Source organism: Streptomyces sp. NPDC104814 (assembly GCF_055583185.1).
The window spans coordinates 567,276-592,478 of sequence record NZ_JBVJOL010000001.1 but is presented as its reverse complement, the minus strand read 5'-3'; the positions used below and the strand labels follow the sequence as shown (position 1 = coordinate 592,478).

Annotated in this window: 28 protein-coding genes and 1 pseudogene; 9 read left to right on the top strand and 20 right to left on the bottom strand. The window is 73.4% G+C overall.

Features of this window, described 5'->3' with window-relative positions:
• Window positions 1-50: 50 nt before the first annotated feature.
• The 4 genes from ACZ64A_RS02455 to ACZ64A_RS02440 all read right to left on the bottom strand — a co-directional run bounded on the left by ACZ64A_RS02455 (window position 51) and on the right by ACZ64A_RS02440 (window position 4,401).
• Window positions 51-1,217, bottom strand: coding sequence for an MBL fold metallo-hydrolase (locus ACZ64A_RS02455; RefSeq protein ID WP_469807698.1), 1,167 nt, complete (start codon window positions 1,215-1,217; stop codon window positions 51-53).
• Complete coding sequence (locus ACZ64A_RS02450) at window positions 1,214-2,461, bottom strand: aminotransferase class I/II-fold pyridoxal phosphate-dependent enzyme (RefSeq protein WP_469807697.1); 1,248 nt, start codon at window positions 2,459-2,461, stop codon at window positions 1,214-1,216. Before ACZ64A_RS02450 ends, ACZ64A_RS02455 begins: the two co-directional genes overlap by 4 nt.
• A 147-nt stretch (window positions 2,462-2,608) precedes the next feature.
• Window positions 2,609-3,388 carry a hypothetical protein gene (locus ACZ64A_RS02445; RefSeq protein ID WP_469807696.1) on the bottom strand — a complete coding sequence of 260 codons (780 nt, stop codon included), beginning with the start codon at window positions 3,386-3,388 and terminating at the stop codon, window positions 2,609-2,611.
• 230 nt (window positions 3,389-3,618) lie between these two features.
• Complete coding sequence (locus ACZ64A_RS02440; protein WP_469807695.1) at window positions 3,619-4,401, bottom strand: SigB/SigF/SigG family RNA polymerase sigma factor; 783 nt, start codon at window positions 4,399-4,401, stop codon at window positions 3,619-3,621.
• Window positions 4,402-4,644: 243 nt separating this feature from the next.
• Between ACZ64A_RS02440 and ACZ64A_RS02435 the strand changes: the two genes are divergently transcribed.
• The 3 genes from ACZ64A_RS02435 to ACZ64A_RS02425 are packed head-to-tail and all read left to right on the top strand — an operon-like array spanning window position 4,645 to window position 7,415.
• Window positions 4,645-6,438: a thiamine pyrophosphate-requiring protein gene (locus tag ACZ64A_RS02435; RefSeq protein WP_469807694.1), complete on the top strand. Its 1,794-nt coding sequence runs from the start codon at window positions 4,645-4,647 to the stop codon at window positions 6,436-6,438.
• 18 nt (window positions 6,439-6,456) lie between these two features.
• Complete coding sequence (locus ACZ64A_RS02430) at window positions 6,457-6,867, top strand: DUF2795 domain-containing protein (protein ID WP_469807693.1); 411 nt, start codon at window positions 6,457-6,459, stop codon at window positions 6,865-6,867.
• A gap of 2 nt (window positions 6,868-6,869) precedes the next feature.
• Complete coding sequence (locus ACZ64A_RS02425) at window positions 6,870-7,415, top strand: type 1 glutamine amidotransferase domain-containing protein (RefSeq protein WP_469807692.1); 546 nt, start codon at window positions 6,870-6,872, stop codon at window positions 7,413-7,415.
• Between the two features lie 375 nt (window positions 7,416-7,790).
• On the opposite strand, the pseudogene ACZ64A_RS02420 reads toward ACZ64A_RS02425, so the two are convergent.
• Window positions 7,791-8,068, bottom strand: a pseudogene (locus tag ACZ64A_RS02420) (DUF6158 family protein); the annotation flags it as partial.
• 60 nt (window positions 8,069-8,128) lie between these two features.
• On the opposite strand from ACZ64A_RS02420, the gene ACZ64A_RS02415 reads away from it, so the two are divergent.
• Window positions 8,129-9,247: a baeRF2 domain-containing protein gene (locus ACZ64A_RS02415; protein WP_469807690.1), complete on the top strand. Its 1,119-nt coding sequence runs from the start codon at window positions 8,129-8,131 to the stop codon at window positions 9,245-9,247.
• An 85-nt stretch (window positions 9,248-9,332) separates the two neighbouring features.
• Here ACZ64A_RS02415 and ACZ64A_RS02410 read toward each other — a convergent pair whose 3' ends face one another.
• Together ACZ64A_RS02410 and ACZ64A_RS02405 are read right to left on the bottom strand one after the other, a co-directional pair.
• Entirely contained in the window at window positions 9,333-10,952 is a 1,620-nt protein-coding gene (locus ACZ64A_RS02410; RefSeq protein ID WP_469807689.1) for an ABC-F family ATP-binding cassette domain-containing protein, read from the bottom strand.
• Between the two features lie 82 nt (window positions 10,953-11,034).
• Window positions 11,035-11,691 carry a histidine phosphatase family protein gene (locus tag ACZ64A_RS02405; RefSeq protein ID WP_469807688.1) on the bottom strand — a complete coding sequence of 219 codons (657 nt, stop codon included), beginning with the start codon at window positions 11,689-11,691 and terminating at the stop codon, window positions 11,035-11,037.
• 66 nt (window positions 11,692-11,757) lie between these two features.
• Here ACZ64A_RS02405 and ACZ64A_RS02400 point away from each other — a divergent pair, with 66 nt between their 5' ends.
• The 3 genes from ACZ64A_RS02400 to ACZ64A_RS02390 all read left to right on the top strand — a co-directional run bounded on the left by ACZ64A_RS02400 (window position 11,758) and on the right by ACZ64A_RS02390 (window position 14,397).
• Window positions 11,758-13,251 carry a phosphatase PAP2 family protein gene (locus ACZ64A_RS02400; RefSeq protein ID WP_469807686.1) on the top strand — a complete coding sequence of 498 codons (1,494 nt, stop codon included), beginning with the start codon at window positions 11,758-11,760 and terminating at the stop codon, window positions 13,249-13,251.
• 111 nt (window positions 13,252-13,362) lie between these two features.
• Entirely contained in the window at window positions 13,363-14,184 is an 822-nt protein-coding gene (locus tag ACZ64A_RS02395) for a methyltransferase domain-containing protein (protein ID WP_469807685.1), read from the top strand.
• Between the two features lie 42 nt (window positions 14,185-14,226).
• On the top strand, window positions 14,227-14,397 hold the full coding sequence (locus ACZ64A_RS02390) for a hydrophobic protein (protein ID WP_361627216.1): 171 nt from the start codon (window positions 14,227-14,229) through the stop codon (window positions 14,395-14,397).
• A 115-nt stretch (window positions 14,398-14,512) separates the two neighbouring features.
• Here the strand turns inward: ACZ64A_RS02390 and ACZ64A_RS02385 are convergent, their stop codons facing one another.
• From ACZ64A_RS02385 to ACZ64A_RS02330, 12 genes are all read right to left on the bottom strand, one after another.
• Window positions 14,513-14,776 (bottom strand): gas vesicle protein K, encoded by a 264-nt coding sequence (locus ACZ64A_RS02385; RefSeq protein WP_469809030.1) that lies wholly within the window; start codon window positions 14,774-14,776, stop codon window positions 14,513-14,515.
• An 11-nt stretch (window positions 14,777-14,787) separates the two neighbouring features.
• Complete coding sequence (locus ACZ64A_RS02380) at window positions 14,788-14,997, bottom strand: gas vesicle protein (RefSeq protein WP_469807684.1); 210 nt, start codon at window positions 14,995-14,997, stop codon at window positions 14,788-14,790.
• Window positions 14,994-15,797 (bottom strand): GvpL/GvpF family gas vesicle protein, encoded by an 804-nt coding sequence (locus tag ACZ64A_RS02375; RefSeq protein ID WP_469807683.1) that lies wholly within the window; start codon window positions 15,795-15,797, stop codon window positions 14,994-14,996. Before ACZ64A_RS02375 ends, ACZ64A_RS02380 begins: the two co-directional genes overlap by 4 nt.
• Window positions 15,794-16,132: a gas vesicle protein gene (locus ACZ64A_RS02370; RefSeq protein WP_469807682.1), complete on the bottom strand. Its 339-nt coding sequence runs from the start codon at window positions 16,130-16,132 to the stop codon at window positions 15,794-15,796. Before ACZ64A_RS02370 ends, ACZ64A_RS02375 begins: the two co-directional genes overlap by 4 nt.
• Entirely contained in the window at window positions 16,129-17,355 is a 1,227-nt protein-coding gene (locus ACZ64A_RS02365) for an SRPBCC family protein (protein ID WP_469807681.1), read from the bottom strand. Before ACZ64A_RS02365 ends, ACZ64A_RS02370 begins: the two co-directional genes overlap by 4 nt.
• On the bottom strand, window positions 17,352-18,056 hold the full coding sequence (locus ACZ64A_RS02360) for a DNA primase (RefSeq protein ID WP_469807680.1): 705 nt from the start codon (window positions 18,054-18,056) through the stop codon (window positions 17,352-17,354). The genes ACZ64A_RS02365 and ACZ64A_RS02360 overlap by 4 nt, the downstream gene beginning before the upstream one ends.
• The gene (locus tag ACZ64A_RS02355; RefSeq protein WP_469807679.1) at window positions 18,053-18,316 is read right to left on the bottom strand and encodes a gas vesicle protein GvpG; all 264 of its coding nucleotides are present in this window, start codon (window positions 18,314-18,316) and stop codon (window positions 18,053-18,055) included. Before ACZ64A_RS02355 ends, ACZ64A_RS02360 begins: the two co-directional genes overlap by 4 nt.
• Before the next feature lie 4 nt (window positions 18,317-18,320).
• On the bottom strand, window positions 18,321-19,094 hold the full coding sequence (locus tag ACZ64A_RS02350) for a GvpL/GvpF family gas vesicle protein (RefSeq protein WP_469807678.1): 774 nt from the start codon (window positions 19,092-19,094) through the stop codon (window positions 18,321-18,323).
• On the bottom strand, window positions 19,091-19,513 hold the full coding sequence (locus tag ACZ64A_RS02345; protein WP_469807677.1) for a gas vesicle structural protein GvpA: 423 nt from the start codon (window positions 19,511-19,513) through the stop codon (window positions 19,091-19,093). The genes ACZ64A_RS02350 and ACZ64A_RS02345 overlap by 4 nt, the downstream gene beginning before the upstream one ends.
• A gap of 55 nt (window positions 19,514-19,568) precedes the next feature.
• A complete protein-coding gene (locus ACZ64A_RS02340) occupies window positions 19,569-19,973 on the bottom strand; it encodes a gas vesicle protein GvpO (protein WP_469807676.1) in 405 nt (134 codons plus the stop codon).
• A 100-nt stretch (window positions 19,974-20,073) separates the two neighbouring features.
• Entirely contained in the window at window positions 20,074-21,003 is a 930-nt protein-coding gene (ligD, locus tag ACZ64A_RS02335; RefSeq protein WP_469807675.1) for a non-homologous end-joining DNA ligase, read from the bottom strand.
• A complete protein-coding gene (locus ACZ64A_RS02330; protein ID WP_469807674.1) occupies window positions 21,000-22,847 on the bottom strand; it encodes a transketolase in 1,848 nt (615 codons plus the stop codon). The genes ligD and ACZ64A_RS02330 overlap by 4 nt, the downstream gene beginning before the upstream one ends.
• 231 nt (window positions 22,848-23,078) lie before the next feature.
• Between ACZ64A_RS02330 and ACZ64A_RS02325 the strand changes: the two genes are divergently transcribed.
• Complete coding sequence (locus tag ACZ64A_RS02325) at window positions 23,079-24,032, top strand: LLM class F420-dependent oxidoreductase (RefSeq protein WP_469807673.1); 954 nt, start codon at window positions 23,079-23,081, stop codon at window positions 24,030-24,032.
• A gap of 200 nt (window positions 24,033-24,232) precedes the next feature.
• Here the strand turns inward: ACZ64A_RS02325 and ACZ64A_RS02320 are convergent, their stop codons facing one another.
• Window positions 24,233-24,718 (bottom strand): phage holin family protein, encoded by a 486-nt coding sequence (locus ACZ64A_RS02320; protein WP_469807671.1) that lies wholly within the window; start codon window positions 24,716-24,718, stop codon window positions 24,233-24,235.
• A 112-nt stretch (window positions 24,719-24,830) separates the two neighbouring features.
• Here ACZ64A_RS02320 and ACZ64A_RS02315 point away from each other — a divergent pair, with 112 nt between their 5' ends.
• Window positions 24,831-25,181, top strand: coding sequence for a VOC family protein (locus tag ACZ64A_RS02315; protein ID WP_469807670.1), 351 nt, complete (start codon window positions 24,831-24,833; stop codon window positions 25,179-25,181).
• The last annotated feature ends 22 nt before the right edge of the window (window positions 25,182-25,203 follow it).

Sequence of the window (25,203 nt, the reverse complement as noted above, 5' to 3'; positions counted from 1 at the left end):
TCGCCCCCGCGCCCCGTTCCCCGCACCCCCCGCCCCGCCCCGCGGCAGCCTCAGTCCCCCGGCTCCAGCACCCGGGACGCGCCCACCGCCAGGTCCCACAGGTCATCTCGGTCCAGTCCGGCCCGCTGCCACGCGTCCCGCACCCGGGTCAGCGGTTCCAGGACGGGTTCCGCGGAGAGGATGAACGTCCCCCAGTGCATCGGGGCCATTCTGCGGGCGCCGAGGTCCAGGGCGGCCTGCACGGCCTCCTCCGGGTCGCAGTGGACGTCGCTGAGCCACCAGCGCGGGTCGTAGGCGCCGATCGGGAGCAGGGCGAGGTCGATGCCGGGGTAGCGGCGGCCGATACGGCCGAACCAGTGGCCGTATCCGGTGTCGCCGGCGAAGTACAGCCGCCGGCCGTCGGGGGCGGTGAGCACCCAGCCGCCCCACAGGCTGCGGCAGGTGTCGGTGAGGGTGCGCTTGGACCAGTGGTGGGCGGGGACGAAGTCGAAGCGGACGCCGGACAGTTCGGCGCCCTCCCACCAGTCCAGTTCGGTGACGCGGGTGAACCGGCGCCGCTGGAACCAGCGTCCGAGCCCGGCGGGGGCGAACACCGGGGTGTCGCGGGGCAGTCGGCGCAGCGTGGGCGCGTCGAGGTGGTCGTAGTGGTTGTGGCTGATGACGACGGCGTCGACGCGCGGCAGCTCCTCCCACTCCACGCCCACGGGCGTGATGCGGGCGGGCGTGCCGAGGATGCGGCGCGACCAGACCGGGTCGGTGAGCACGGTCAGTCCGCCGACGCGGACCACCCAACTGGCGTGTCCCGCCCAGGTGACGGCGAGGGTGCGGGCGTCGACGCGGGGCAGCGGGGCGGGAGCGCAGGGCACGCGAGGGATGTCGGCGAGGCCCTCCTTGCCGGGGCGCACCGCTCCCTCGCGGGCGAAGCGGGCCATCGCCTTGAGGCCGGGCAGCGGGGCGGTGAGCCGGTCGTGGAAGGTGCGCGGCCACACCCGCCGCTCCCCCAGCGGGCGGGGCTCGGCGAGGGGCGGGAACGGCGGCGCGAAGGACGACGGGGGCGATGCGGGGGCGTCCGGCGCCGGTGCGGGCGTGGCGCCCGCGGAGGCCGGGGACGGCGTCGTGACGACAGGAGTGGGGGACGGCGTCGTGACGACAGGGGTGGGGGACGGCGTCGTGCTCGTGACCGTGCCGGTGGCGGGCGTCTCGGACTGCTGCGTCATCGAGGAGGCTCCCATCGCTGGGCGTCGTCGCGGAGGTCGTCGAAGACGGACCGCACCGTCCTCAACGCGCGGTGCACGTGTGGCAGTTCCAACGGCGCGGGGGACGTGAGGCATTCCGCGCGCTCGGCGTCCGTGCCGCCGAGCAGCGGACCGGTGGTCAGCCGCACGCGCAGCGCGGCGAGGTCGTCCCCGAAGCGGTGGCCGCCCGGCGCGGGCATGCCGAGCCGGGCGGTGAGGTACTCCTCCAGGTCCTGCGCGTCGCCCACTCCGTGCCCGGCGAGCGCCGTGCGCAACGGGCCGAGGTCGGCGTACAGATGGCGGCCGGCCTGCGGCGGGCGGGCCAGGGCGCCCGCGGTGACGACGGCGTCGTGCAGGGCGGCGGCCACGCGCGCGTGCAGCGCCACGGTGGCCGCGACCCGGGCGGCCACCGGCTCGGGCTCGGTGAGCGCGTAGGCGGCCGCCGCGGCGACGGGTGCGGCGACATGGGCGCCGAGCGCGGTGAGGATGTCCAGCACACGCGCGTGCAGTTCGCCGCCGCGGCCGTCCGCCGGGAACCGGGCGATCGCCGCGGGCCAGCCGGCCGGCAGCAGCGCGCCGGCCAGGTCGCTGACGACGGTGACCTGTCCGGGCAGCATCTCGGCAGGGCTGAGCAGCACGGTCCGGTGCCGGGCGTGCAGGGTGTCGCGCCAGGTCTCGTCGCTGACCAGGTGCAGTCCCTCAGCGGCGGCGGCCTCCACCGTCTCGTGCAGCAGTTCCGGCGGGGCGACGGTGCCGGTCGGGTCGTCGGCGAGCGACAGCACCAGCAGCCGGGGCTCGCCGCCCTCGGCGCGGACCCGGCGGACGGTCTCCAGCAGGGCGTAGGGGTCGGGTACGCCGCCGGACTCAGCGGGGGTCGGCACGTGGAAGACCGGTCTGCCCAGCACGCGCGCGTACGGCCCCCACCAGGCCGCGCAGGGCCGGGGCACCAGGACGTCCCCGCCGAGGGCCGCGGTGAGCGCGAGCAGCAGCGCGGGCGCACCGGGCGCGGCGGCGACGTGGCAGGGCTCGCCGGGCAGGCCGCGCCGCTCCCAGTAGCCGCAGGCCGCCTCGGTGACGGCGGGTGAGCCGCCCACGGGTTCGGCGTCGGCCCGGTCGGCGGCGGCGCAGACGCGGGCGGTCAGTTCGGGGAGCACCGGCAGTCCGGTGCCGGGCGGCGGGGGGCCGTAGCGGACGGGGCCGTGCCCTTCGGGGTCGGTCCGCCGCATGCGTGCCTCCGCGCAGTCGCTCGTGCCGTGGGGCGGGCCGGTGCCGCATCACCGTCTCGCCGCTTCGCCTCCAGGTACCCACGTCGTGCGCCCCCCATGGCTCGGGGCGCGGGTTGCGCCGCTCACAGCCGCCCGCCGCCGCTCGGCTCAGGGGCGGTTCCGTTCGCGCCGGCGCAGCCGGTGCGCGGCGGCGCCGGCCGCGCCGAGGATGAGCAGTCCCCCGGTCACCAGGGCGGGCGCCGAGGTGGTGAAGGCTCCGCCCTCGCCCGCCTGCACCCCGTGTTCGATCGCCGGGGGGCGGGCGGTGGGCTGCTGCCAGGCGGGAGCCGGCGAGACGGGTTCGTGCTCGGGCGGTGCCGGCTTCTCCTCCTTGCCGCCCGCGTCCTCCTTGTCCTTGCAGGGCGTGAGGGGGGCGCCGGGGCAGCCGGGGGCGGCGGTGGCACCGTGGGAGGCGTGGGCGACGGCGAACGTGGTGCTCCAGGGCCGGCCCTTGCCGCCCGGCGGTGCCGGACAGGTGCCGTCCACGGTCCAGCCGGCCCCGGCCCCGTCCAGGCCGTCGAGGTCCTCGGCGGGGACGATCTTCGCGGTGCCCTTGTAGGCGGGCCCGGACAGTTCGTCGTCGCCGCCGGGCACCTTCTGCAGTTTCACGGTGCCGTCCGCGAACGCGGCCTCGGAGCTGGCGTCGATGCTCTCGGGCGCGGGTCCGCCCGTCGGGTCGCAGGTGACGGACACGGTGACGGTGCCGCCCGGCTCCACCGAGGCGGGACTGATCTGCGCGGCCGGCGCGGCCGGGTCGCCCGGACCTGCCTGCACGGCCGTGTCCGGCGGGTCGAGCGGGTCGGCCGGGTCATCCGCGGCCCCGGCCGGTGCGGCACCGGCCAGCACGACCAGCGCGGCGACGGACAGGGCACGGGCGGTGCGGCGCATGGGGTGGACTCCTTCGGCCGTACGACTGCGGGCACGGGGGTGTCGTGCCGTACAGCCATCACAGCCGCCGGGAGCCGAGGACGCGCGCGGCCGGACGCCGTTGGGGGGAGGAAGGGCAGCCGACCGGGTGATTCGGCCGGCGCGAGGGCAGCCGACCGAGGGGCGCGGGGAACTGCGCGCTCAGCCCACCACGATCCGCACCCGGCATCGGGCCGACGGCCCCCACGGTCCTACTCCGCCAGAACGTCGTCCCGCAGCCGCGCCACGCACCGGCTGATCAGCCGGGACACATGCATCTGCGAGATCCCCAGCTCCTCCGCGATCCGGCTCTGCGTCATGTCGCCGAAGAACCGCATGTACAGGATCGCCCGCTCCCGCTCCGGCAGCGCCGCAAGCCGCGGCCGTACCGCCTCGCGGTCCACGACCGTGTCCAGCGCCGTGTCGGGCGAGCCGAGCGTGTCGGTCAGCGCGTAGCCGCCCTCGGCGCCCGTCATCTCCGCGTCCAGGGACAGCGCGGTGAAGCTCTCCAGCGCCTCCAGACCGGCCTTGACGTCCTCCTCGCTGAGCTGCGCGCGTTCGGCGATCTGCGCGACGGTGGGCCGCTCGCCGGAGACGGTCTGGGACAGGTCCTGGACGGCCGAGCGGACCCGGTTGCGCAGGTCCTGGACGCGGCGGGGCACGTGCAGGGTCCACATGTGGTCGCGGAAGTGCCGCTTGATCTCACCGGTGATGGTGGGCACGGCGTAGCTCTCGAAGGCGTTGCCGAGCTCGGGGTCGTAGCGGTCGACGGCCTTGACCAGGCCGAGGGCGGCGACCTGGCGCAGGTCGTCGTAGGACTCGCCGCGGTTGCGGAAGCGTCCGGCGAGGCGTTCGGCCATCGGCAGCCACGCCTCGGTGATCTCGGCGCGCAGGGCGTCACGCTCGGGCCCCGGCGGCAGCGCGCCGAGCCTGCGGAAGGCGTCGGCGGTGTCGGGGGCGTCGTCGTGCGGGTGCGTGCCGGTTCGGGTTCGCATGGTGCGTCGCTCTCCCCTGGGTGCTCTGGGTGGACGGTCACCGAGGGAATGCGGCAGGCCCGGACGGGGTACGCCGGGGCCACGTGCAGCCGTTCCCACGGACGTGCCTCCGGTCCGAAGCACTGATCCTGCGCCTGCCCCCGGCCCCGGCGGGCAAACCCACGCGCAGGTTTTCCGGGGTGCCTGCGGGTGACTCGTCCCGTGCCGACGCCCACCGAAGCCTGTGCGACCTGGAGGTACTGCATGAGCAGCAAGGTGTCCGACTACGTCCTCGAGCGGCTGCGCGACTGGGGCGTGGAGTGTGTCTTCGGCTATCCGGGTGACGGCATCAACGGACTGCTCGCCGCCTGGGGACGCGCCGAGGACAAGCCCCGCTTCATCCAGTCCCGGCACGAGGAGATGTCCGCGTTCGAGGCGGTCGGATACGCCAAGTTCAGCGGCCGGCTCGGGGTGTGCACGGCGACATCGGGGCCCGGCGCGATCCACCTGCTGAACGGCCTGTACGACGCGAAGCTGGACCATGTGCCGGTCGTCGCGATCGTCGGCCAGACGCACCGCACCGCGATGGGCGGCTCCTACCAGCAGGAGGTCGACCTGCACACGCTGTACAAGGACGTCGCCTCCGACTTCGTGGAGACGGTGACGGTCCCCGAGCAGCTGCCGAACGTGCTGGACCGGGCGATCCGCACCGCCTACGCGCGCCGCGCCCCGACGGCCGTGATCATCCCGGGTGACGTGCAGGAGCTGGACTACTCGCCGCCGGGCCACGCCTTCAAGATGGTGCCCTCCAGCCTGGACCGCAGTTCGTGGACGGCGATCCCCTCGGAGGAGTCGCTGCGCCGGGCGGCGGAGGTGCTGAACGCCGGCGACAAGGTGGCGATCCTGGTCGGGCAGGGCGCGGCCCACGCGCGGGAGGAGGTGCAGCACATCGCGGAGCTGCTGGGCGCGGGCGTGGCGAAGGCGCTGCTCGGCAAGGACGTCCTCAGTGACGAGCTGCCGTATGTGACCGGCTCGATCGGTCTGCTGGGCACCCGTGCGAGCTATGAGCTGATGCGGGACTGCGACACGCTGCTGACGATCGGCTCGTCGTTCCCGTACTCGCAGTTCCTGCCGGAGTTCGGCAAGGCGCGGGCGGTGCAGATCGACATCGATCCGCACATGGTGGGCATGCGCTACCCGTACGAGGTGAACCTGGTCGGTGACGCGAAGGCGACGCTGGACCGGCTGATCCCGATGATCGACTCGGGGCGCGGACGGGAGTGGTTCGACACGGTCTGCGACAACGTGCAGCACTGGCAGCAGGTGATGGAGCGGCGCGCGCGTCTGTCCGCCGACCCGATCAACCCGGAGTACGTCGCCGCCGCGCTGGACCCGCTGCTGCCGGACAACGCGATCGTCACCTCCGACTCGGGGTCGACCGCGAACTGGTACGCGCGGCACATCACGATGCGCGGCACGATGCGCGGTTCGCTGTCCGGCACGCTGGCGACGATGGGCCCCGGGGTGCCGTACGCGATCGGCGCGAAGTTCGCCCATCCGGACCGGCCGGTGGTGGCGCTGGTCGGCGACGGGGCGATGCAGATGAACGGGCTCGCGGAGATGATCACCGCGGCGAAGTACGCCGACCGCTGGCAGGACCGGCGGCTGGTGGTCGCCGTGTGGAACAACCAGGACCTCAACCAGGTGACGTGGGAGATGCGGAGCATGGAGGGCGCGCCGTCCTTCCTGGAGTCGCAGGCGATCCCGGACGTGCAGTACGCGGCGTTCGCCCGCTCGCTGGGTCTGACCGGCGTGCGGGTGGAGAAGCCGGAGGACGTGGAGGCGGGCTGGCGCGCCGGTCTGGAGGCCGACGGTCCGGCGGTGATCGAGTTCCTCACCGACCCGGCGGTGCCGCCGGTGCCGCCGCACGCCACCTGGGAGCAGATGGAAGCCACGATCGCGTCGATCCTGAAGGGCGACGCCGACCGGAACTCCATGGTCAAGCAGGGCTTCAAGGCGAAGGTGCAGGAGTTCCTGCCGAGCCGGGAGAAGAAGTGACCGCCGAGAGGAGCGGACATGCAGCGAGGCAGTGACCGGATGAGCGTCCACCGCGACGACGAGATGAAACACCAACTGCAGGGGCTGCTGAGGTCCGGCCACCCGACCCGGACCGAGGAGTGGCACGACCCGGAGCCGGCCGCCGACGACGACCCCGAGGTCTGGGGCGGCCCGGTGGCGCCCGGTGGCCTCGGTTCCTCCCTGGAGACGGTGCGCCTGGAGCTGGCGCGGATCCTGGGCCGCGGCTCCTTCCCGGCGAGCCCTCATGAACTGATCGGTGTGCTGCGCCGCAACAACGCGCCGGACCCGCTCGTGGCCGCGCTGGAGGGGCTCCCCCGCAAGGCGCACTACGGCAACGTCCAGCAGCTGGCCGAGGCGGTCACCGGCACCCGGTCCGCCCGCACCGAGTCCACCCGCACGAAGGGATGATCATGCGTATTGCTTTTCTGGTGGCCCCCGAGGGCGTCGAGCAGGTCGAGCTGACCGATCCGTGGCAGGCGGCGAAGGACGCCGGACACGAACCGGTGCTGGTGTCGACGAAGCCGGGTGAGATCCAGGCGTTCAACCACCTGGACAAGGCAGACACCTTCCCCGTCGACGAGGTCGTGGGGGACGCCTCCGCCGGCTCCTTCGGCGGACTGGTGCTGCCCGGCGGCGTCGCCAACCCGGACTTCCTGCGGATGGACGACAAGGCGGTGGCGTTCGTCAAGGACTTCTTCACGCAGGGCCGGCCGGTCGCCGCGATCTGCCATGCCCCGTGGACGCTGGTCGAGGCCGACGTCGTACGGGGGCGGGTGCTGACCTCGTGGCCGAGCCTCGAGACGGACATCCGCAACGCGGGCGGCACCTGGGTCGACGAGCAGGTCAAGGTCTGCGACCACGGACCGAACAAGCTGGTCACCAGCCGCAAGCCGGACGACCTGAAGGCCTTCTGCGAGACGTACCTGGAGGTGTTCACGCAGGAACAGCCGGCCTGAGCGACCGAAGACCCGCCGGGGCCCCTCGCGGCGCCCGGCGGGCCCCTCGGGGCGCCCGGCCGGGATGCCGGGCCGGTCGGCCGGGATGCCGGCGGGCCGCTCGGCCGGGAAACCGGGCCGCCCGAGCGGCGGCCGGCCCGGCAGGCCGCCAGGCCCGGGTGGAGGCCGCAGGCGGGCGCAGCCTGGGCGCAAGCCCGGATGCCGGCCGCAGGCCCGGATGCCGGCCGCAGCCCCGGGTGCAGGCCGCAGGCGGGGTGCAGGCTGCGGCCCGGCAGGCCGCAGGCGGGCGCAAGCCCGGGTGCAGGCCGCCCGCCCCGGCGGGGTGCCGGGCTGCACGAGTGCGCGGGTCGCCGGCCGAGGGCCGGTGTCAGGAGGTCAGGAGCGGGGAGTCGCCGACTCCCCGCTTCCGCGTTCTCGGGCGCCTTCCCTGGTGCGGCCGGCCGCGACGGGACGGCTCGGGTTGCGGCGCAGGTACTCCCCCTCGAGCTGCGCCATGCGTTCGTTGTGGGCGCGCAGCGCGTCGTTCGAGCCGTACAGCAGGGTGTCGTGGCGCGTGCGGTGGATCGTCTCCAGCTCCCTCATCAGCTGCTGGTCGTCCAGTCGCTCCGGGTCGACTCCGCTCATGGTGGTCCCGTCCGTCGGTCGTGTTCGTGTCTGCGGTCCGGGTACCCGCCCGGTGAGCACTACCCCCGAGCGCGTCACGGGAGGGAGCCATGGATCTCGCCTTTCTGCATCCACTCTATGAACAGTCCGGCCCCTGGGCCTCCGTGTACGTCGACCTCTCCCGCCATGCGGAGGACACGGCGCACGAGCGGGAACTGACGGCGCAGGCGGTGGCGCGGGAGCTGGCCGGGCAAGGAGCGGACGAGGCGACCTGCCGTGCGGTGCGTGAGGCGGTGGACGAGCTGCGCCATGCGAGTGATCCCCACGGGCGCGCGCTGTTCGCGCGGGACGGCGAGGTGGTGCTGGATCCGCCGCTGGCCCGGGCACCGGTGCGGGGCAGCTCCGCGCAATGGGCCCCGCTGCCGCGGGTGTCGCCGCTGCTGGAGCTGGCCGGCGAGGATCCGGTGTGCGTGGTGGCGTACGTCGACCGCAAGGGCGCGGACTTCGAGCTGCGCTCGGGGCTGGGCAGCCAGGGAACCGGTTCGGTCGGCGGGCGGCAGTGGCCGGTGCACCGCACCGCCTCGGCCGACTGGTCGGAGCGCCACTTCCAGCTGCGGGTGGAGAACACCTGGGAGCACAACGCGGCGGAGATCGCCGACGCGCTCGCGGTGTGCCAGGAGGAGTCGCGCGCCGATCTGCTGATCCTGGTGGGTGACGCCCGCGAGCGGCGGGCCGTGCACGACCGGCTGCCGCAGCGGCTGCACGGGGGTGTGGTCGAGGCCGACCACGGCTCGGGCAGCCGGCTGCTCGACGCGGAGGTGGAGCGGGCGCGCGCCGAGCATGTGCGGCGCCGGGCACTGGAGGACCTGGACCGCTTCCTGGCCGCCCGCGGGCCGGGCGGCGAGGGCCGCGCGGCCGCCGTGGAGGGTGTGCCGGCGCTGGTGGAGGCGGCCCGTGAGCACCGCATCGACGAGCTGCTGATCCGGCCGGACGGCCCGGACACCCACCGCGAGGTGTGGATCGGCGAGGACCCGGACCAGGTGGCGGTGCGCCGCACGGAGCTGAGGACGCTCGGCGAGCAGCACGCATGGCCGGCGCGGGCCGACGACGCCCTGCTGCGCTCGGTGGTGACGACGGGGGCCCCCGCCATCTCGGTCGACCCGGCCCTGCCGGAGCAGGCGGACGACACCCCGGCAGGCGGCCTGGGAGCACTGCTGCGCTGGAGCTGACCGGCGCCCTCGGCACGCCGGCCCACACCGCACTCGGCGGCCACCCACCGATCAGCCGAGTCGGCAACGCATCAGGTCAATACGCTTAGCGCGCCCGCTCCACCCGGCGTTCGTCCCACACCGGCTCCGGGGTCTCGCGGACGTGGCCGTCCGTACCGAAGACCAGGTAGCGGTCGAAGGAGCGGGCGAACCAGCGGTCGTGGGTGACGGCGAGGACCGTGCCCTCGAACGCCTCCAGGCCCTCCTGGAGCGCCTCCGCGGACTCCAGGTCGAGGTTGTCCGTCGGTTCGTCCAGGAGCAGGGCGGTGACGCCGGCGAGTTCCAGCAGCAGGATCTGGAAACGGGCCTGCTGCCCGCCGGAGAGCCGGTCGAAGCTCTGCTCGGCCTGCTGGGTCAGCTCGTAGCGGCGCAGCCGGGACATCGCGGCGCCCCGGTCCTGGGAGTGCTGCGTCCACAGGATGTCCAGCAGCGTCCGGCCCGCCAGCTCCGGATGGGCGTGGGTCTGCGCGAAGTGCCCGGGCACGACCCGCGCGCCCAGCTTCCACTCACCCGTGTGCGCCACGTCCTCACCGGCGAGCAGGCGCAGGAAGTGCGACTTGCCGGAGCCGTTGGAGCCGAGGACGGCGACCCGCTCGCCGTAGAAGACCTCCAGGTCGAACGGTTTCATCAGGCCGGTGAGTTCCAGGCCCTCGCAGGTGACGGCGCGTACGCCGGTGCGGCCGCCCTTGAGGCGCATGGTGATGTCCTGCTCGCGGGGCGGCTCGGGCGGCGGGCCGGCCTCCTCGAACTTGCGCAGCCGGGTCTGGGCGGCGGCGTACCGGGAGGCCATCTCATGGCTGACGGCGGCTGCCTGACGCAGGTTCAACACCAGCTTCTTCAGCTGGGCGTGCTTCTCGTCCCAGCGGCGGCGCAACTCCTCGAAGCGCGCGAAGCGTTCCCGGCGGGCCTCGTGATACGTGGCGAAGCCGCCGCCGTGCACCCACGCGTCGGCCCCGGCCGGCCCGGGCTCCACCGAGACGATCTTCTCGGCGGCGCGGGAGAGGAGTTCGCGGTCGTGGGAGACGAAGAGCACGGTCTTGCGGGTCTCCCGCAGCCGTTCCTCCAGCCAGCGTTTGCCGGGCACGTCGAGGTAGTTGTCCGGCTCGTCCAGCAGCAGCACCTCGTCGGTGCCGCGCAGCAGCGCCTCCAGCACCAGCCGCTTCTGCTCGCCGCCGGACAGCGTGCGCACCTGCCGCCACTGCGCCTTGTCGTACGGCACGCCGAGCGCGGCCGTGGTGCACATGTCCCACAGGGTCTCGGCCTCGTAGCCGCGTGCCTCGGCCCAGTCGGACAGGGCCTGGGCGTACCGCATCTGGGCGGCCTCGTCGTCGACGGTGAGCAGGGCGTGCTCGGCGGCGTCGACGGCGGCCGCGGCCGCGCGGATCCGGGGCGAGGCGACGGAGACCAGCAGGTCGCGTACGGTCGTGTCGTCCCGTACGGACCCGACGAACTGCCGCATCACGCCGAGCCCGCCGCTGACGGTGACGGTCCCGCCGTGCGGTTTCAGCTCCCCGGAGATCAGCCTGAGCAGCGTGGTCTTGCCGGCGCCGTTCGGGCCGACGAGCGCGACGACGGCGCCTTCGCCGACCCGGAAGGACACGTCACCGAGCAGTGCCCTCCCGTCGGGGAGGTAGTACTCCAGGTGCGCGGCTTCCAGATGTCCCATGGGCAGGCATTCTCCGGTGCGGTGGTCGGCGGCGGCAAACTCTTAATCGCGGGGCCCGCGGGCCGGCCCCCGCGGACACCCGTCACTCGGCGTCCGGGACGGGCTCGCCCGTCGGGCCCGCCTCGCCCGGCGGCACCACCGTCTCGTCCGCCCAGGTCAGGGCCGTCCAGCCGGTGGACGGGCTGCCTTCCAGCACGACCACGCCGGTGTTGCGCAGGGGGTGCGCGGCGGCGAAGGGGACCTCGACGTTCGCGGCGCGGGCCGCGGTCCACAGACGGATCACGGCGCCGTGGCTGACCAGGGCGGCCGTGCCGGCGCCGCTCGCCGCGGCCTCGGCGACCACCTCGTCGTACCGCTGGAGCACCTCGTCGCCGCTCTCGCCGCCGGGCAGGCGCAGCCCGGTGTCCCCGGCCGCCCAGGCGAACACCGTCTTCATGTACAGCTCACCCTGGGCGCTGTCGCCGGGCAGCATCTCCAGGTCGCCCGCCGTGACCTCCCGGATGCCGTCACGGACGCGCACCTGAAGGCCGCGGGCGGCGGCCAGCGGGGCGGCGGTGAGCTGGGTGCGGATCAGGGTGGAGGCGTAGAGCGCCGTGATGTCCTCGTCCGCCAGCGCCCCGGGCAGGGCGGCGGCCTGCTGCTCGCCGAGGGCCGTCAGAGCGGGGCCGGGCACCGCCGTGTCCAGCAGGTGCCGCACGTTGGAGGGGGTCTCGGCGTGGCGGACGAGCAGCAGACGCATGCGGCGGTCTCCGTGCGGTGTGGCCCCCCGGTCGGCAAACGGCCACTTCAGGGTACCTGCCAGGGTATGAGTCCCGATGTCGACCTCACCGCGCCCCGGTCCGGGGGCCACCCCCTGCGGCAGAAGCTGCTCGCCCTGGACTGCCGTCTCTTCGAGTTCGCCGCGAGGCGGCACTGGCCGGCCGCCGAGCCGGTGCTGCCCCGGCTGAGCCGCAGCGCCAACCACGGCCTGCTGTGGTTCGCGACGGCGGCCGCCGTCGCGGCGAGCCGCACCCCGCGCGGCCGCCGGGCCGCCGCCCGCGGTGTGGCCTCGCTCGCGCTGGCCTCGCTGACCGTCAACACGCTCGGCAAGCGCTCGGTGCGCCGCGACCGGCCGGTGCTGGACCCGGTGCCGCTGGTGCGGCAGCTGAAGCGGCAGCCGATCACCACGTCGTTCCCGTCGGGCCACGCGGCGTCGGCGGCCGCGTTCGCGACCGGGGTGGCACTGGAGTCCCCGGCCTGGGGCGCGGCCGTGGCACCGCTGGCGTTCTCGGTGGCGATGTCCCGTGTCTACACCGGCGTCCACTTCCCGAGCGATGTCCTGGCCGGTGCGGCGCTCGGCGCGGGCGCCGCCTTCGCCGTACGCGGTCTGGTGCCCACCCGGGCCCAGCAGGAGCCGTCGGCCCGGCCGCGCGCCGACGCTCCCGCGCTGCCGGACGGGCAGGGCCTGGTGCTGGTGGCGAACACCGCGGGGGGCACCGCCGACCGGGTGCGGGCGCTGCGGGACGCCCTGCCGGCCGCGGAGATCGTGCAGTGCGCGCCGCAGGACGTGCCGGCGGAACTGGAGAAGGCGGCGGCGCGGGCGGTCGCGCTCGGCGTGTGCGGCGGCGACGGCACGGTCAACACGGCCGCCGAGGTCGCCGTGCGCCACGGGCTGCCGCTGGCGGTGCTGCCGGGCGGCACGCTGAACCACTTCGCCCTCGACCTGGGCCTGGAGGGCGTCGGCGACCTGGCCGGGGCGCTGACGCGGGGCGAGGCGGTGCGCGTGGACGTGGGCCGCTTCACCTCCGGCGAGCGGCGCGGCGTCTTCGTCAACACGCTCAGCCTCGGCGTGTATCCGGAGCTGGTGCGGGAGCGGGACCGCTGGGCGCACCGCGTCGGCGGCTGGCCGGCCGGGGTGCTGGCGGCGCTGCGCGTGCTGCGCGCCGACCGGCATCCGCTGGAGGCGGAACTGGGCGGCCGGCCCCGTCCGCTGTGGCTGCTGTTCGTCGGCAACGGCACCTACCACCGCACGGGCCTCACCGCGGGCCGCCGCGTGGACCTGGCGGACGGGCAGCTGGACGTGCGGGTCGTGCACGGCGGGCGCCACCCGGCGCTGCGGCTGCTGTCGGCGGCCGTCGCGGGCCCGCTGACGCGGTCCTTCGCGCACGCCGCGGTGCAGGTGCCGCGGATGCGACTGGCCGGTATCGCCCCGGGCACGCTGCTCGCCTACGACGGTGAAGTCGCCGAGGTGCAGGGCGAGGTGACGGTGGAGAAGCTGCCGCAGGCACTGACCGTCTACCGGCCCGCGGCCGCGAACTGACGCCCCGTCAGTCCACATGGCAAAACGCGTATCTCATCATGCGGCCGACGCGCGTACCGTGACGAGCACCTGCCGGGGCATCCGGCCGGGCTCGACGAGGAGGGCACAGCCATGCCGAAAGCGCAGGAGACGGCCGTCTACACGCACGGGCACCACGCGTCGGTGCTGCGATCGCACACCTGGCGCACCGCAGCCAACTCGGCCGGCTACCTGCTCGGCGCGCTGAAGCCGCACATGAGAATCCTGGACATCGGCTGCGGCCCGGGCACCATCACCGCCGACCTGGCCGCGCTGGTCCCCGACGGCCATGTCACCGGCGTCGACCGGGCCGAGGGCGTCCTGGAGCAGGCGCGGGCCGAGGCCGCCGGGCGGGGTCTGACGAACGTCGCCTTCGCCACCGCCGATGTGCACGCCCTGGACTTCCCGGACGACACGTTCTGCGTGGTCCACGCCCACCAGGTGCTGCAGCACGTCAGCGACCCGGTCCAGGCGCTGCGCGAGATGAAGCGGGTCACCAGGCCCGGCGGCTTCGTCGCGGTCCGTGACGCGGACTACGCGGCGATGACCTGGTACCCGCATCTGCCCGGCCTGGACGACTGGCTGGCGCTGTACCACCGGGTGGCTCGCGCGAACGGCGGCGAGCCGGACGCGGGGCGCCGGCTGACGGCGTGGGCGCGCGCGGCCGGCCTGACCGACGTCACCGCGACCTCCGGGACCTGGACGTACGCCACGCCCGAGGAGCGGGAGTGGTGGAGCGGTCTGTGGGCCGAGCGCACGACGGCCTCCGCGTTCGCCGGTCTGGCCCTCGCCGGCGGCCACGCCACCGAGGACGAGCTGGCCGCGGTGGCGGCGGCGTGGCGGGAATGGGGAAAGCACGAGGACGGCTGGTTCGCGGTGCTGCACGGCGAGATTCTGTGCCGCAAGGAAGTCTGAATCCTGCTTTTCGGGAAACCCGGAAAGCAGGAGGTTCAGACTATGGTTCCCATCCTGCTGGTACTGCTTCTCGCGATCGTGCTTTTCGGTCTCGGATTCGCAGTGAAGGTCCTGTGGTGGATCGCGTTGGCGGTCCTCGTGGTATGGCTTCTGGGATTCCTGCTGCGGAGCACAAGTGCGGCAGGCGGCAGGGGCCGTTGGTACAGGTGGTGACACAACCGGAAGCCTGACTCCCGGGGCCTGCCCCGGGAGTCGGCACATCTCCCCGGAGTCGAAACGCCTTCGGCCGAGTCACTCCGAAAAGGTCTTCACGGCCTTCGGCCGAGTCTCACTCCCGGGGAAGCAGCGGTCCGAGCGGCCCGAGGTCCAGATTGAGGTCCTCGGGCCGCAGCCCGTAGCGGTCCCGCAGTTCCGCCATCCGGTCCTCCAGCAGCATCAGGGTCAGCCCGATGCGCTCCTCCTGCTCCTCGGTCAGGCCGCCCTCGTCGAAACGGCGCACGGCCTGGCGCTCCATGAGCTGACGCAGCAGCTCCACCACCGTCAGGACGAGCTTGACCAGGTCCCGCTCCACGGTGTCGGGATCGAGGTCCATACGGCGATCGGTCACGGCACCTCCTTGCGCGAGGGGACCAGCGGGTCGAACGGCGAGGGCACCTGGGCGTTCACCGAGCTGATCAGCGCGTTGAGGTCGATGCGCACCAGATCGACGTCGGCGATGCGCAGGGTGATGTCCCCGGTGATCACCACGCCGCCGGCCAGCAGCCGGTCCAGCAGGTCCACGAGCGCGATCTCACGGCGTTCGACGACGGTCACCCGGATCCCTCCCCCACCGGCCGCGGAGTCTCCACGAACGAATAGGCGGCCCACGGGCCCGTGAGTTCCACGCGCATTCCGGGGACGTCGTCCTTCGTCCGGTCCACGAGTTCCACGAATTCCTCGGACGCAGCCCGCGGCACCAGATAGGCCGCATTGAGCACATTGCGTCCGGCCGCACCGGAAAGCGCCGGGTTCTGCGGCGCGTGCACCCGGGAATCGACGGCGTGCGCGGAAAGGGACTCGTGCAGTCGCGTGGCGAATTCCTCGGCCTTCTGCCACATGTCCTCGTGCGCCCGGGCGCGCATGCTGCGCCGGCGCAGATAGTCCCGCCCCGACGCGGCCGGCGCCGCCCCCGAGGGCGCCTGCGGTGACGGGGTGCCGCGCTGGGCCTCCTCGCCCTGCACCTCCGCGTACACCTTCACGCCCCACTCGACCTTGCCCTCGAGCCGGTCGAGGGTGCGCCGGAAGTCGCGTTCGCGGGCCTCCATCATGGTGCGCACCCCGCTGTCGTCGTGGAAGACGGTGCCCAGGCGCAGCGGCAGCGGGGTGGTGACGACGGTCAGCGCGTCGATGACGCCCTGGTGGGCGCGGGCCGTCGCGGTCACCCAGTCCAGGTCCTCCAGGTGTGCGCGCAGCGGCTCCTCGGCGAAGTCGCGGGCCGGGACCTCACTGTAGACGGCGACCAGCCCGTGGTGGGTCAGATGCCGGGGCGGTGCCCCGCCCACGCCCGTCAGCTGCGCCTGGAGGGGCGCGCTGAACGGGCGGCAGACGGCGTACACGTACCGCAGTCCGGTCATGGGGCCTCCTCCTGGCCGCGTCCGGGCTCCAGCTCCGCCAGCCGGGCCCGCAGCTCGGCGTTCTCGCGGGTGAGTTCGTCGCGGCGGGCGCGGCTGGAGAGCGCCGGGTCGGTCTCCCACCAGTCGATGCCCATCTCCTTGGCCTTGTCCACGGAGGCGACGATGAGCCGCAGCTTGATGGTGAGCAGTTCGATGTCGAGCAGGTTGATCCGGATGTCACCCGCGATGACGATGCCCTTGTCCAGGACACGCTCGAGGATGTCGGCGAGGTTGGCTCCGCTGCCGCCCCCGTAGGGCTCGGGCATCCGGCCGGACAGAGGGCTGGGTGACGTCATCGCCGGCTCCCGGAGTACTCGTCCTCGTCCTCCTCCTCTTCCTCGTACTCGTCGTCGGCGTCCCCGGCGCCCTCGTCCTCGTAGCCCTCCTCGGGCTCCTCCTCGTACTCGCCCTCTTCCTCGTCGTACGGCTCCTCGTCCTCCTCCTCGTCCTCCTCCTCGTCCTCGGCCTCGGCAGGCTGCCGGTCCTCGTTCTCGGGGGCCTGCTCGTCCTCGTCCTCGTCGCCGGAGGACTCCTCGTCGTCGTACTCGTCCTCGGCCTCGGCGCCTTCCGCCTCCTCGCCTTCGCCCTCCTCGCCCTCGGCCTCCTCGGCCTCCTCGGCCTCCAGGGCCTCCTCGTGGCTGCGGACGACCTCGCCGTCCTGGATCTCGCCGCGCCAGCCCTCGTCCGCCTCTCCCTTGAGGGTGATGAAGCGGGCGTAGTTCTTCAGGTCGAGCCGGGCCCGGCGGCCCTGGGCGCGCCAGATGTTGCCGGTCTTCTCGAACAGGCCGGAGGGGTAGTACTCGATCACCAGCAGGACGCGGGTGAGGTTGTCCGCGAGCCGGTGGAAGGTGACCGCGCCCTTCGTGGTGCCCTTGGCGCCCTCCGACGTCCAGGCGATGCGGTAGTCGGGGACCTGCTCGGTGGTGGTCGCCTTCCAGCTGCGGCTCGACCAGAACACCTTGGCCTGCCAGTCGGAATGGGTGTCGTCGGCGCGGCTCGCGCTCTTGACGCCCTTGGCGAAGGTGCTGAAGTCCTGGAACCGGGTCCACTGGTCGTAGGCGGTGCGCAGCGGCACACCGACGTCGATGTGCTCGATGATCACGGTCGGCTTGTTGCCGGCGCGTCCCTTGCCGCCCTTCTTGCCGCCACCGCCCCCGAGGCCCTTCAGCTTGTCCATGACGCTGTCCTTGGCTCGGGAGGCGCCGAGTTCCAGGGCGGTGCGCAGCGGGCCCTTGCCCTCGGCGAGCTTGCGCCCGCCGTCCAGGGCCAGCTTGGCGAAGCCCGGGCTGTTGCCCTCGGCGATGTCGTTCAGTTTCACGGTGGTCTCGCCGAGCTTGCGCCCGACGCCGCTGAGCATCCGGGTCGCCTGCGCGGCGAGGTAGTCCTGCACTTCGGACTTGAGCCGGTCGGCGGCCTCGCTGTGCGCCAGGTCGGCGAGCGGGTTCTTGTCCGTGGCGCCCTTGGCGGCGCCTGCCGCGCCCCGCGCCGCGGAGCCGGCCGTTCCCAGGGTGTCGGTCATCGTTCACCGCCTCCCTTCTGCTGGCCGCCCCCGCCGGCGGTCCTTTCCGCCGTCCTGCGGGCCGAGGCAGTCTTCTTGGCGGCGGCGCCGGAGCCCGGCGCCTTCTTGGCGGCCTTCTTGGCCGTCGCGGCCTTCTTGGCGGGGGCGGCCTTCTTCGCCGGGGCCTTCTTGGCCGCCTTCTTCGCCTTCTGGGCCGAGCCCGCCGCCTTCTTCGCCGGGGCCCCGCGCTCACCGCGCGGCCTGTGCGACCTGTCGTCGCCCTCGTCCCGGTCCTCGGCGTCGTCGTCGCCCTCGTCCCGGTCCTCCGGCTCCTCGTCCTCGTCGGGCTCCTCGGCCCGGTCCTCCGGCTCCTCGTCCTCGTCGTCCCGCTCACCGCGGGAAGAGCCGCCGGAGGCCTGGTCGCGCAGATCGGCCGTACGGGAGTGCAGCCGGTCGGCGAGGGCGCCGATCTGCCGCTCGACGAGGGCGCCGGAGGCGGCCTTGCCGACGCCGCGCAGATCCCCGCGGAGCTGATCACCTATCTCTTTGAACTGAGGATTGTTCTTCAGTTGCTGGTTCACCAAGTCGGCGACCATACGCGGGCTGAGGTTCAGCCGTTTGCCGGCGACCATGCTGCCGACGGCGATCGCCAGCTTCGCCTTCTTGGTACGTCCGAGGACGTATCCGGCCCCTACCGCGAGGCCCAGTCCCATTCGGTTCATTGCGGTGTCCACTCACCTGTTCCCGCGCTCGCGCGCGTCGCCGTCTCCAGCCGGTCCAGAAGCTCGTCCTCCTGGCGGTCGAACTCCTCCTCGGTGATCTCCCCGGCCTCCAGCCGTTCCTCCAGGCGGGCCAGCTCGGTCCGTACGGTGGCCGGGTCGTAGTAGATCCGTTCCGCTTCCTGGAGGACCTGTTTGATCACCCAGCCACTGCCGCGCACCGGTGCGAACGGCAGCAGCAGCACCTCACCGAGCAGGCCCACGACCTCACCCCTCTTCGGTCTCCGCGGTGCCGGCCAGGGTGGCCGTGTGCTCGGCCGGGCCCGGGTCGACGAAGCTGTAGGGCGGCAGCGGGCCGTTGACTCGGATCTCCAGCTGCGGCAGGTCCTTGCGGGCCTGCTCGACGGAGGCCAGGAACCGCTCCGCGCTGTCCTTGTCCACCAGGAACGACATGTTGGCCAGCCAGCCGGTGGACTCCGGCCCCGCGCTGACCGCGTCGGCGTTCGGCTCCAGCAGCCGCTGCAGGACGGTGCCGTCCTCGGCCTCCTTGGCCTTCACGGCGGCGGCGACCATCTCGCCGAGGCGCAGCTTGTCGTCGTAACTTCCGCCGCCCGCCCGCCTGTTGGCCTCGGCGAGGCTGCGGATCTCCGGGCTCTCCGCCATCACCCGGTGCAGGACGGCCTCTTCCACGTGGTTGGCCTTGATGTTGTACTCCACGCGGTTGTCGAGGGCGCGCAGGCGTTCCTTGTAGTGGTCGGCCCGCTCGGTGAGCACCGAGGTGACGGTGTCGTCGTCGGGGGCGACGCTGCCGAACCGCATGGGCAGCACACAGCCGGCCGCGCCCGCCTCGCCGAGCACGTTCTGGTGGGCGAGCAGGTCGCGCCGCTTGGGCCGCAGCCCCTCCGGGGCGTCGCTCACGACGGCCGCCAGGTCACCCGCCCTGAGGATGCGCACGGGACGGGCGGGCTCGCCGACCCCCTCCATGCCCTCGGGGAGCTTGGGGTGGGAACTCGCCGTGATCCCGTAGACGTACGTGCTCACTCCTGCTCCTCCTTCCGGCGGGCGGCCGTGCTCTTGCGGGGCCGCCGCTGCTCGGTCTCGCCCTCGCCACGGGCCTGCTTGAAGGCGTCGGAGATCGTCTCCGCGGCACCGGACAGGGCGCCCTTGGACTTGCCCTGCGCGCCGGACTCGGTGACCTCGCCGACCAGGTCGGGCAGGCCCGGGCTCTTGTGCGGCCCGGACTCCAGGTCGAGCCGGTTGCACGCCTCGGCGAAGCGCAGATAGGTGTCGACGCTGGCCACCACGACCCGTACGTCGATCTTCAGGATCTCGATGCCGACGAGGGACACCCGCACGAACGCGTCGATGACGAGGCCCCTGTCGAGGACGAGCTCGAGAACGTCGTAGAGGCCGCTGCTGCCGCCTCCGCCGCCGGACTGCTGTGCCGGGACAACGGTCATGCCGACCGTGCCTCCTTCTGTCGTGGTCGTGTGTTCGGTCGTCGAGAGCGGCGGGCTACCGGCCGCGGGCGTCGGCCCGGCCGCGCTCGTAACGACGGACCTTCCGGTAACCGGTGAGCTGGCCCTCGGGGTCCAGCTCCACCTGGTAGCTCGCCATCAGGCTCATCGTGTCGGGCACCCGGGCGAGTTCCAGGACTTCGACCTCCAGCGCCCAGCCGTCCTCCGTCTGCTCGAAGGACGACACGGACTCCGGGCTCATCCCGGTCAGCTCGGCGAGCTGGGCCCGTGCGTTGCGGAGCACTTCCATCGGCCTGATCCGCGACTCGGCGGTCTGCCGCTCCTCGGGTTCCCGCTTACGCGCGGGCTCCCGCTCCTCGGGTTCCCGTTCCTCCTCGGGCTCCCGGTCTTCGGGTTCGTTCGGTGAATTCTGCGAATCTCGCGTGTTCTTTGTGTTCGCCATGGCCACCTCTCTCCTCCGTGTGGCCGCTCGTTCCATGGCCAAACCTTCACGGGGGCAGGCGCAAGCGGCGCGGCCGGCTCCGCTCGCGGAGGGTGGCCGGTCAGCCGCGCAGCGCGTCGAGCCGGCGCCGCGCGGGCCCGAGCGCACGGCCCCGGCCCTGCAGCCCGGCCCATGGGTCGGTGCGGGCCTGGTCGACGGCCTCGGCGAGGGTCCAGTGGCGGGCGTCGACACCGTCGTCGTCCAGCTGGTCCCAGGTGACGGGGACGGCGACCGGCGCGCCGGGCAGGGCCCGCACGGTGTACGGGGCGACGGCCGTCTGCGCGTAGGCGTTGCGCTGGATGTCCAGATAGAGCCGGTCGCCGCGGTCCTTCTTGCGGGCGGCGGTGGTGAGCCGGCCGGGGTGTTCCGCGGCGAGCAGCTCGGCCGCGTCGCGCGCGAACTGCCGTACGGCGTCGAAGTCCTGATGGCCGGCCAGCGGGACGACGACGTGGATCCCTCTCGATCCGGTCGTCATCGGGGCCGACGGCAGGCGCAGCTCGTCGAGCAGCTCGCGCAGCCACCGGGCGGCCTGCCGGACGGCCTCGAAGTCGTTCCCGGAAGGGTCGAGGTCGAACACCATCCGGTCGGGTGCGCCGACGTCGCCGGTGCGCGAGAGCCAGCGATGGAAGGTGAGACAGGCCTGGTCGGCGAGGTACACGAGGGTGGCGGTGTCGTCACACACCGTGTGGCACACCGTGCCGTCCTCCTTCGGCAGCTCGACGCGGGTGATCCACTCCGGATAGTGCTCGGGCGTGTTCTTCTGCATGAACCGGGGCCCGTCGACGCCGTCGGGATGCCGCTCGAGCATCAGCGGCCGGCCGCGCAGATGCGGCAGCATGAACGCGGCGACGGACCGGTAGTAGTCGACGAGGTCGCCCTTGGTGTACTCCTTGGCGCCCGGGCCGCCCGGGAAGAGCACCTTGCCGGGCCGGTGCACCGGCACGCTGCGGCTCCCGGCCCGCACCGTCCGCGTGTCGTCGCGGTCGCTCACCGCACGACCGCCTCCCCGACCAGCAGCCGTCCGGCCGCCGCGATGGACTCGGCGTCGATGCCGGCGGCGTGCAGCGCCTCCTCGGGCGTCGCCGAGCCCGGCATGTTCCGTACGGCGAGCCGGACCAGCCGCGGCACCGGACGCCCGTCGGAGAACGCCTCCGCCACGGCGTCACCGAGCCCGCCCTCGGGGTGGTGGTCCTCGACGGTGAGCAGACAGCCGGTCTCCTCGGCGGCCCGCCGCAGCGTCTCGGCGTCGACCGGCTTGACCGAGTACAGATCGATCACCCGCACGGCGATGTCCTGCGCGGCCAGCGCGTCGGCGGCGGCGAGCGCCTCGGGCACGGTGACCCCGGCCGCGACGATCGTCAGCCGGTCCCGGGCGGAGGAGCGCAGCACCTTGCTGCCGCCGACGGGGAACTCCTCGTCGGGTCCGTAGAGCACCTCGCTCTTGCCGCGCGAGGTGCGCAGATAGCGGATGCCGTCCAGGTCGGCCATGGCGGCGACCAGCTTCGCCGTCTGGTTGGGGTCGCACGGGTAGAGCACGGTGGAGCCGTGCACGGCCCGCATCATCGCCAGGTCCTCCACCCCCATCTGGGAGGGCCCGTCCTGCCCGATGGCCACTCCGGCGTGCGAGCCGACGAGATTGATGCCGGAGCCGCTGATCGCGGCCATGCGCACGAAATCGTGGGCGCGGGTGAGGAAGGCGGCGAAGGTCGCGGCGTACGGCACCCAGCCGCGCGCGGCGACTCCGACGGCGGCCGCGACCATCTGCTGCTCGGCGATGTAGCACTCGATGTACCGCTCGGGGTGCTCCTTGCCGAACAGCTCCGCGCGTGTGGAGTCACCGACCTCGCCGTCCAGCGCGACGACGTCGCCGCGTCCGTGTCCCAGGGCGGCGAGGGCCTTGCCGTAGGCGTCCCGGGTGGCGGCCTCCTCCCCCTTGCCCCAGCGGGGCAGCTCGTAGGGCTGGGTGGTGGCGGAGCGCAGCACGGTGACGGTCGGCGGCTCGTGCACCTGTACCCGCAGGTCGCGCACTCCGCCGAGCTGCTCGATGGCCTCCTCGGCCTCCGGCAGCGGCTTGCCGTGCAGGCCCTCACGGTCCTGGACGCCCTCGACGCCCTTGCCCTTCAGGGTGCGGGCGATGATCGCGGTGGGCTGTCCGGCGGTGGACAGGGCTTCGCCGTAGGCGCGGTCGATGGCGTCCACGTCGTGGCCGTCGATCTCGATGGTGTGCCAGCCGAAGGCCTGGAAGCGGCGGGCGTAGGCGTCGAGGTCGTGGCCGTGCCGGGTGGGCCCGCGCTGGCCGAGCCGGTTGACGTCGACGATGGTGATCAGGTTGTCGAGATGCTCGTGGCCGGCGTGCTCGGCCGCCTCCCACACTGACCCCTCGGCGAGTTCGCTGTCGCCGGTGACGACCCAGACGCGGTAGCCGTCGTGCTCCAGCCGCTTGCCCGAGAGCGCGATGCCGACGCCGACGGGCAGGCCCTGCCCGAGCGAACCGGTGGCGGTCTCCACCCAGGGCAGCCGCTGCGGGGTCGGATGCCCCTCGAGCCTGCTGCCGAGCTTGCGGAAGGTCAGCAGTTCCTCGTCGCCGATCGCCCCGGCCGCCTTGTACGCGGCGTACAGCAGCGGCGAGGCGTGGCCCTTGGAGAGCACGAAACGGTCGTTGCCGGGATGGTCGGGCCGGTCGAAGTCGTAGCGCAGGTGGTTCGCGAGCAGGACGGCCATCAGATCGGCCGCGGACATCGAGGACGTCGGGTGCCCGGAGCCCGCGGCGGCGGCTGCGCGCACGCTGTCCACGCGCAACTGCTGACCGAGTTCGGCGAGTTCACCGGTGTTCATGAGTCTCCTTGAGCGTCGGTACGGGTTTCGTCGGGGGACGTCCCTGCGGTCCACGTCCGCCGCGCAACGGTCCGCCTGACCGCGTTTCCCTCCGGGGGTGGACCAAACGTGACCTCCCGGGCGGGGGGGGAGGCCGACCGCGCCGCACAGCCCGTTGCACCGGCGGAGCACTGGGTACTCGCTCTCTCACCGTCCACCCAGCCGACCACGCACACCCCGGAGGCGCCGCCCATGCCCCAGTACGGCTACTTCCTCTCCTGCGAGCAGTACGGACCCGCGGAGCTGATCGAGCAGGCCCGGATGGCCGAGCAGGCCGGATTCCAGGCACTGTGGATCTCGGACCACTACCACCCGTGGAACGACGCGCAGGGCCAGAGCCCGTTCGTGTGGTCGGTGATCGGCGCCCTCTCCGAAGCCGTGTCACTGCCGATCGAGACGGCGGTCACCTGCCCCACCGTCCGTATCCACCCGGCCGTCGTCGCACAGGCCGCCGCGACCAGCGCGGTCATGACGAACGGCCGCTTCCGGCTGGGCGTCGGCACCGGCGAGGCCCTCAACGAGCACATCGTCGGCGGCCCGTGGCCCCCGGCCCACGTCCGGCTGGAGATGCTGGAGGAAGCCATCCAGGTGATGCGCCGGCTGTTCACCGGCGAGGAGGTCAACCACCACGGCACGCACTACACGGTGGAGAACGCCCGTCTGTACACGGTCCCCGACGAGCCCGTCCCCATCGACATCTCCGGCTTCGGCCCGGCCGCCGTCAAGCTGGCCTCCCGGGTGGGCGACGGCTACATCACCGTCGCGCCGGACGCCTCGATGGTGGAGCAGTACCGCAAGGGCGGCGGCGGGGCGAAGCTCGTCAGCGGCGGCACCAAGGTCTGCTACGACACCGACAAGGACGCCGCGGTCCGCACGGTCCACCGTCTGTGGGCGAACGAGCAGCTCCCCGGTGAGCTCTCCCAGGTGCTCCCCTCCCCCAAGCACTTCGAGCAGGCCCAGCAGCTCGTCACCGAGGACATGGTGCGCGAGAACCGGGTGTGCGGCGACGACGTGGACGAGCACGTCGCGGAGCTGCGCCAGTTCGCCGACGCCGGCTTCGACATGGTCTACGTCAACCAGATCGGGCCGGACGTGCGCGGCTTCTTCGACTTCTACCGCACGAAGGTGCTGCCGCAGCTGGGGTGAGCCTCGTCCCGGCGTCTTCCCCGACGGCGGGGGCGGTGGGCCGCGGGGTGGCCTGCGGCCGACGGGGTTGACGCCGTCGCCGTCGGGGGTCTCCTCGTTCACCCGGGTGCGGGTGGTGGGTGGCTGGTCGCGCAGTTCCCCGCGCCCCTGGGCCGGCTGCAGAACCGTCGCCTCGAGACCGCACCCCTTCGGGGATCGCGTCAGGCCCGGTGGTGGGGAGCGGTGTCGTCGGGGCGCTGTGCCGTCTGGCCGGCCGCCTCGGGCGCCGGGGTGCCCACGGCGGGGGCGACGGACGGCATCGGCGGGTACTGCGGGGTCGCGCCGGGTGCCGGTGCGGCCGGCGCGGTGGCGTTGACGGCGTCTTGGGCCGCACGCTCCCGGTCGGACCGTGCCGAGGACGGCCGGGCGGCGCCGCGCAGCAGGTAGGCGGCCACGCCCAGGAGCGCGGCGGTGATCAGCGCGGCCGCCCAGCCGGGCAGGCCGAGCGCGAGCGCCAGTCCCACGGCGAGCGCGGCAGCCGCACCCGCGTACAGCGCGGCAGCGCCGGACGCCGCGTACAGCAGGGCGGTGCGGCGCCGTTCCCGCGTCTGCCGCCGCAGTTCGTCGCGGACGGTCTCGCGGGCCACCTGCGCCAGTTCGTCGACCAGGTGCTTGTCCAGATGCTCCAGGTGATCCAGCGGTTTCATACCGTGCGGGTACCCGGCGCCGAGGGGCCGTAACGGAGTGCAGCGGGCCGCCGGCCGTGGGAACCGGGTGAAACGATCACCGGTCCGCGCGTGCCCAACTAGGCCCTGCGGTATGGAGATCCAGGGTGCCGCACTCCGTGTCTGCGTCGACGACCTCGAGACCGCCGTCCCCTTCTACGAGCGGCTCGCCGGTGTCAGAGCCCTCCGCTTCGAGCGGGGCGGCGTCCAGGTCGCCGCGATCGGCTGCTTTCTGCTGATGAGCGGCCCGGCGGCGGAGATCGAGGTGCTGCGCAAGGTGGCGGCGACGATCGCCGTCGCGGACGTGGACGAGGCGCACACCGTGCTCAGCGAGCTCGGCGCGGAGATCGTGGCCGGGCCGGTGCCGACGCCGGTGGGCCGCAATCTCATCGCCCGCCATCCCGACGGGGCCGTGTACGAGTACGTGGACCGCCGCCGCCCGTAACCCCGCCGTCGGTAACCGCTAC

Excerpts from the sequence above, each read along its gene's own strand:
- ACZ64A_RS02400 (WP_469807686.1), top strand. The coding sequence starts at position 11,758 with ATGAGTCCCGATGTCGACCTCACCGCGCCCCGGTCCGGGGGCCACCCC.
- ACZ64A_RS02330 (WP_469807674.1), bottom strand. The coding sequence starts at position 22,847 with ATGAACACCGGTGAACTCGCCGAACTCGGTCAGCAGTTGCGCGTGGAC.
- ACZ64A_RS02385 (WP_469809030.1), bottom strand. The coding sequence starts at position 14,776 with ATGGACCTCGATCCCGACACCGTGGAGCGGGACCTGGTCAAGCTCGTC.
- ACZ64A_RS02430 (WP_469807693.1), top strand. The coding sequence starts at position 6,457 with ATGCAGCGAGGCAGTGACCGGATGAGCGTCCACCGCGACGACGAGATG.
- ACZ64A_RS02450 (WP_469807697.1), bottom strand. The coding sequence starts at position 2,461 with ATGCGGCGGACCGACCCCGAAGGGCACGGCCCCGTCCGCTACGGCCCC.
- ACZ64A_RS02320 (WP_469807671.1), bottom strand. The coding sequence starts at position 24,718 with ATGAAACCGCTGGATCACCTGGAGCATCTGGACAAGCACCTGGTCGAC.
- ACZ64A_RS02410 (WP_469807689.1), bottom strand. The coding sequence starts at position 10,952 with ATGGGACATCTGGAAGCCGCGCACCTGGAGTACTACCTCCCCGACGGG.
- ACZ64A_RS02440 (WP_469807695.1), bottom strand. The coding sequence starts at position 4,401 with ATGCGAACCCGAACCGGCACGCACCCGCACGACGACGCCCCCGACACC.
- ACZ64A_RS02405 (WP_469807688.1), bottom strand. The coding sequence starts at position 11,691 with ATGCGTCTGCTGCTCGTCCGCCACGCCGAGACCCCCTCCAACGTGCGG.
- ACZ64A_RS02435 (WP_469807694.1), top strand. The coding sequence starts at position 4,645 with ATGAGCAGCAAGGTGTCCGACTACGTCCTCGAGCGGCTGCGCGACTGG.
- ACZ64A_RS02365 (WP_469807681.1), bottom strand. The coding sequence starts at position 17,355 with ATGACCGACACCCTGGGAACGGCCGGCTCCGCGGCGCGGGGCGCGGCA.
- ACZ64A_RS02375 (WP_469807683.1), bottom strand. The coding sequence starts at position 15,797 with ATGACCGGACTGCGGTACGTGTACGCCGTCTGCCGCCCGTTCAGCGCG.
- ACZ64A_RS02325 (WP_469807673.1), top strand. The coding sequence starts at position 23,079 with ATGCCCCAGTACGGCTACTTCCTCTCCTGCGAGCAGTACGGACCCGCG.
- ACZ64A_RS02445 (WP_469807696.1), bottom strand. The coding sequence starts at position 3,388 with ATGCGCCGCACCGCCCGTGCCCTGTCCGTCGCCGCGCTGGTCGTGCTG.
- ACZ64A_RS02370 (WP_469807682.1), bottom strand. The coding sequence starts at position 16,132 with ATGACGTCACCCAGCCCTCTGTCCGGCCGGATGCCCGAGCCCTACGGG.
- ACZ64A_RS02395 (WP_469807685.1), top strand. The coding sequence starts at position 13,363 with ATGCCGAAAGCGCAGGAGACGGCCGTCTACACGCACGGGCACCACGCG.
- ACZ64A_RS02315 (WP_469807670.1), top strand. The coding sequence starts at position 24,831 with ATGGAGATCCAGGGTGCCGCACTCCGTGTCTGCGTCGACGACCTCGAG.
- ACZ64A_RS02360 (WP_469807680.1), bottom strand. The coding sequence starts at position 18,056 with ATGAACCGAATGGGACTGGGCCTCGCGGTAGGGGCCGGATACGTCCTC.
- ACZ64A_RS02340 (WP_469807676.1), bottom strand. The coding sequence starts at position 19,973 with ATGGCGAACACAAAGAACACGCGAGATTCGCAGAATTCACCGAACGAA.
- ACZ64A_RS02425 (WP_469807692.1), top strand. The coding sequence starts at position 6,870 with ATGCGTATTGCTTTTCTGGTGGCCCCCGAGGGCGTCGAGCAGGTCGAG.
- ACZ64A_RS02415 (WP_469807690.1), top strand. The coding sequence starts at position 8,129 with ATGGATCTCGCCTTTCTGCATCCACTCTATGAACAGTCCGGCCCCTGG.
- ACZ64A_RS02345 (WP_469807677.1), bottom strand. The coding sequence starts at position 19,513 with ATGACCGTTGTCCCGGCACAGCAGTCCGGCGGCGGAGGCGGCAGCAGC.
- ACZ64A_RS02455 (WP_469807698.1), bottom strand. The coding sequence starts at position 1,217 with ATGACGCAGCAGTCCGAGACGCCCGCCACCGGCACGGTCACGAGCACG.
- ACZ64A_RS02390 (WP_361627216.1), top strand. The coding sequence starts at position 14,227 with ATGGTTCCCATCCTGCTGGTACTGCTTCTCGCGATCGTGCTTTTCGGT.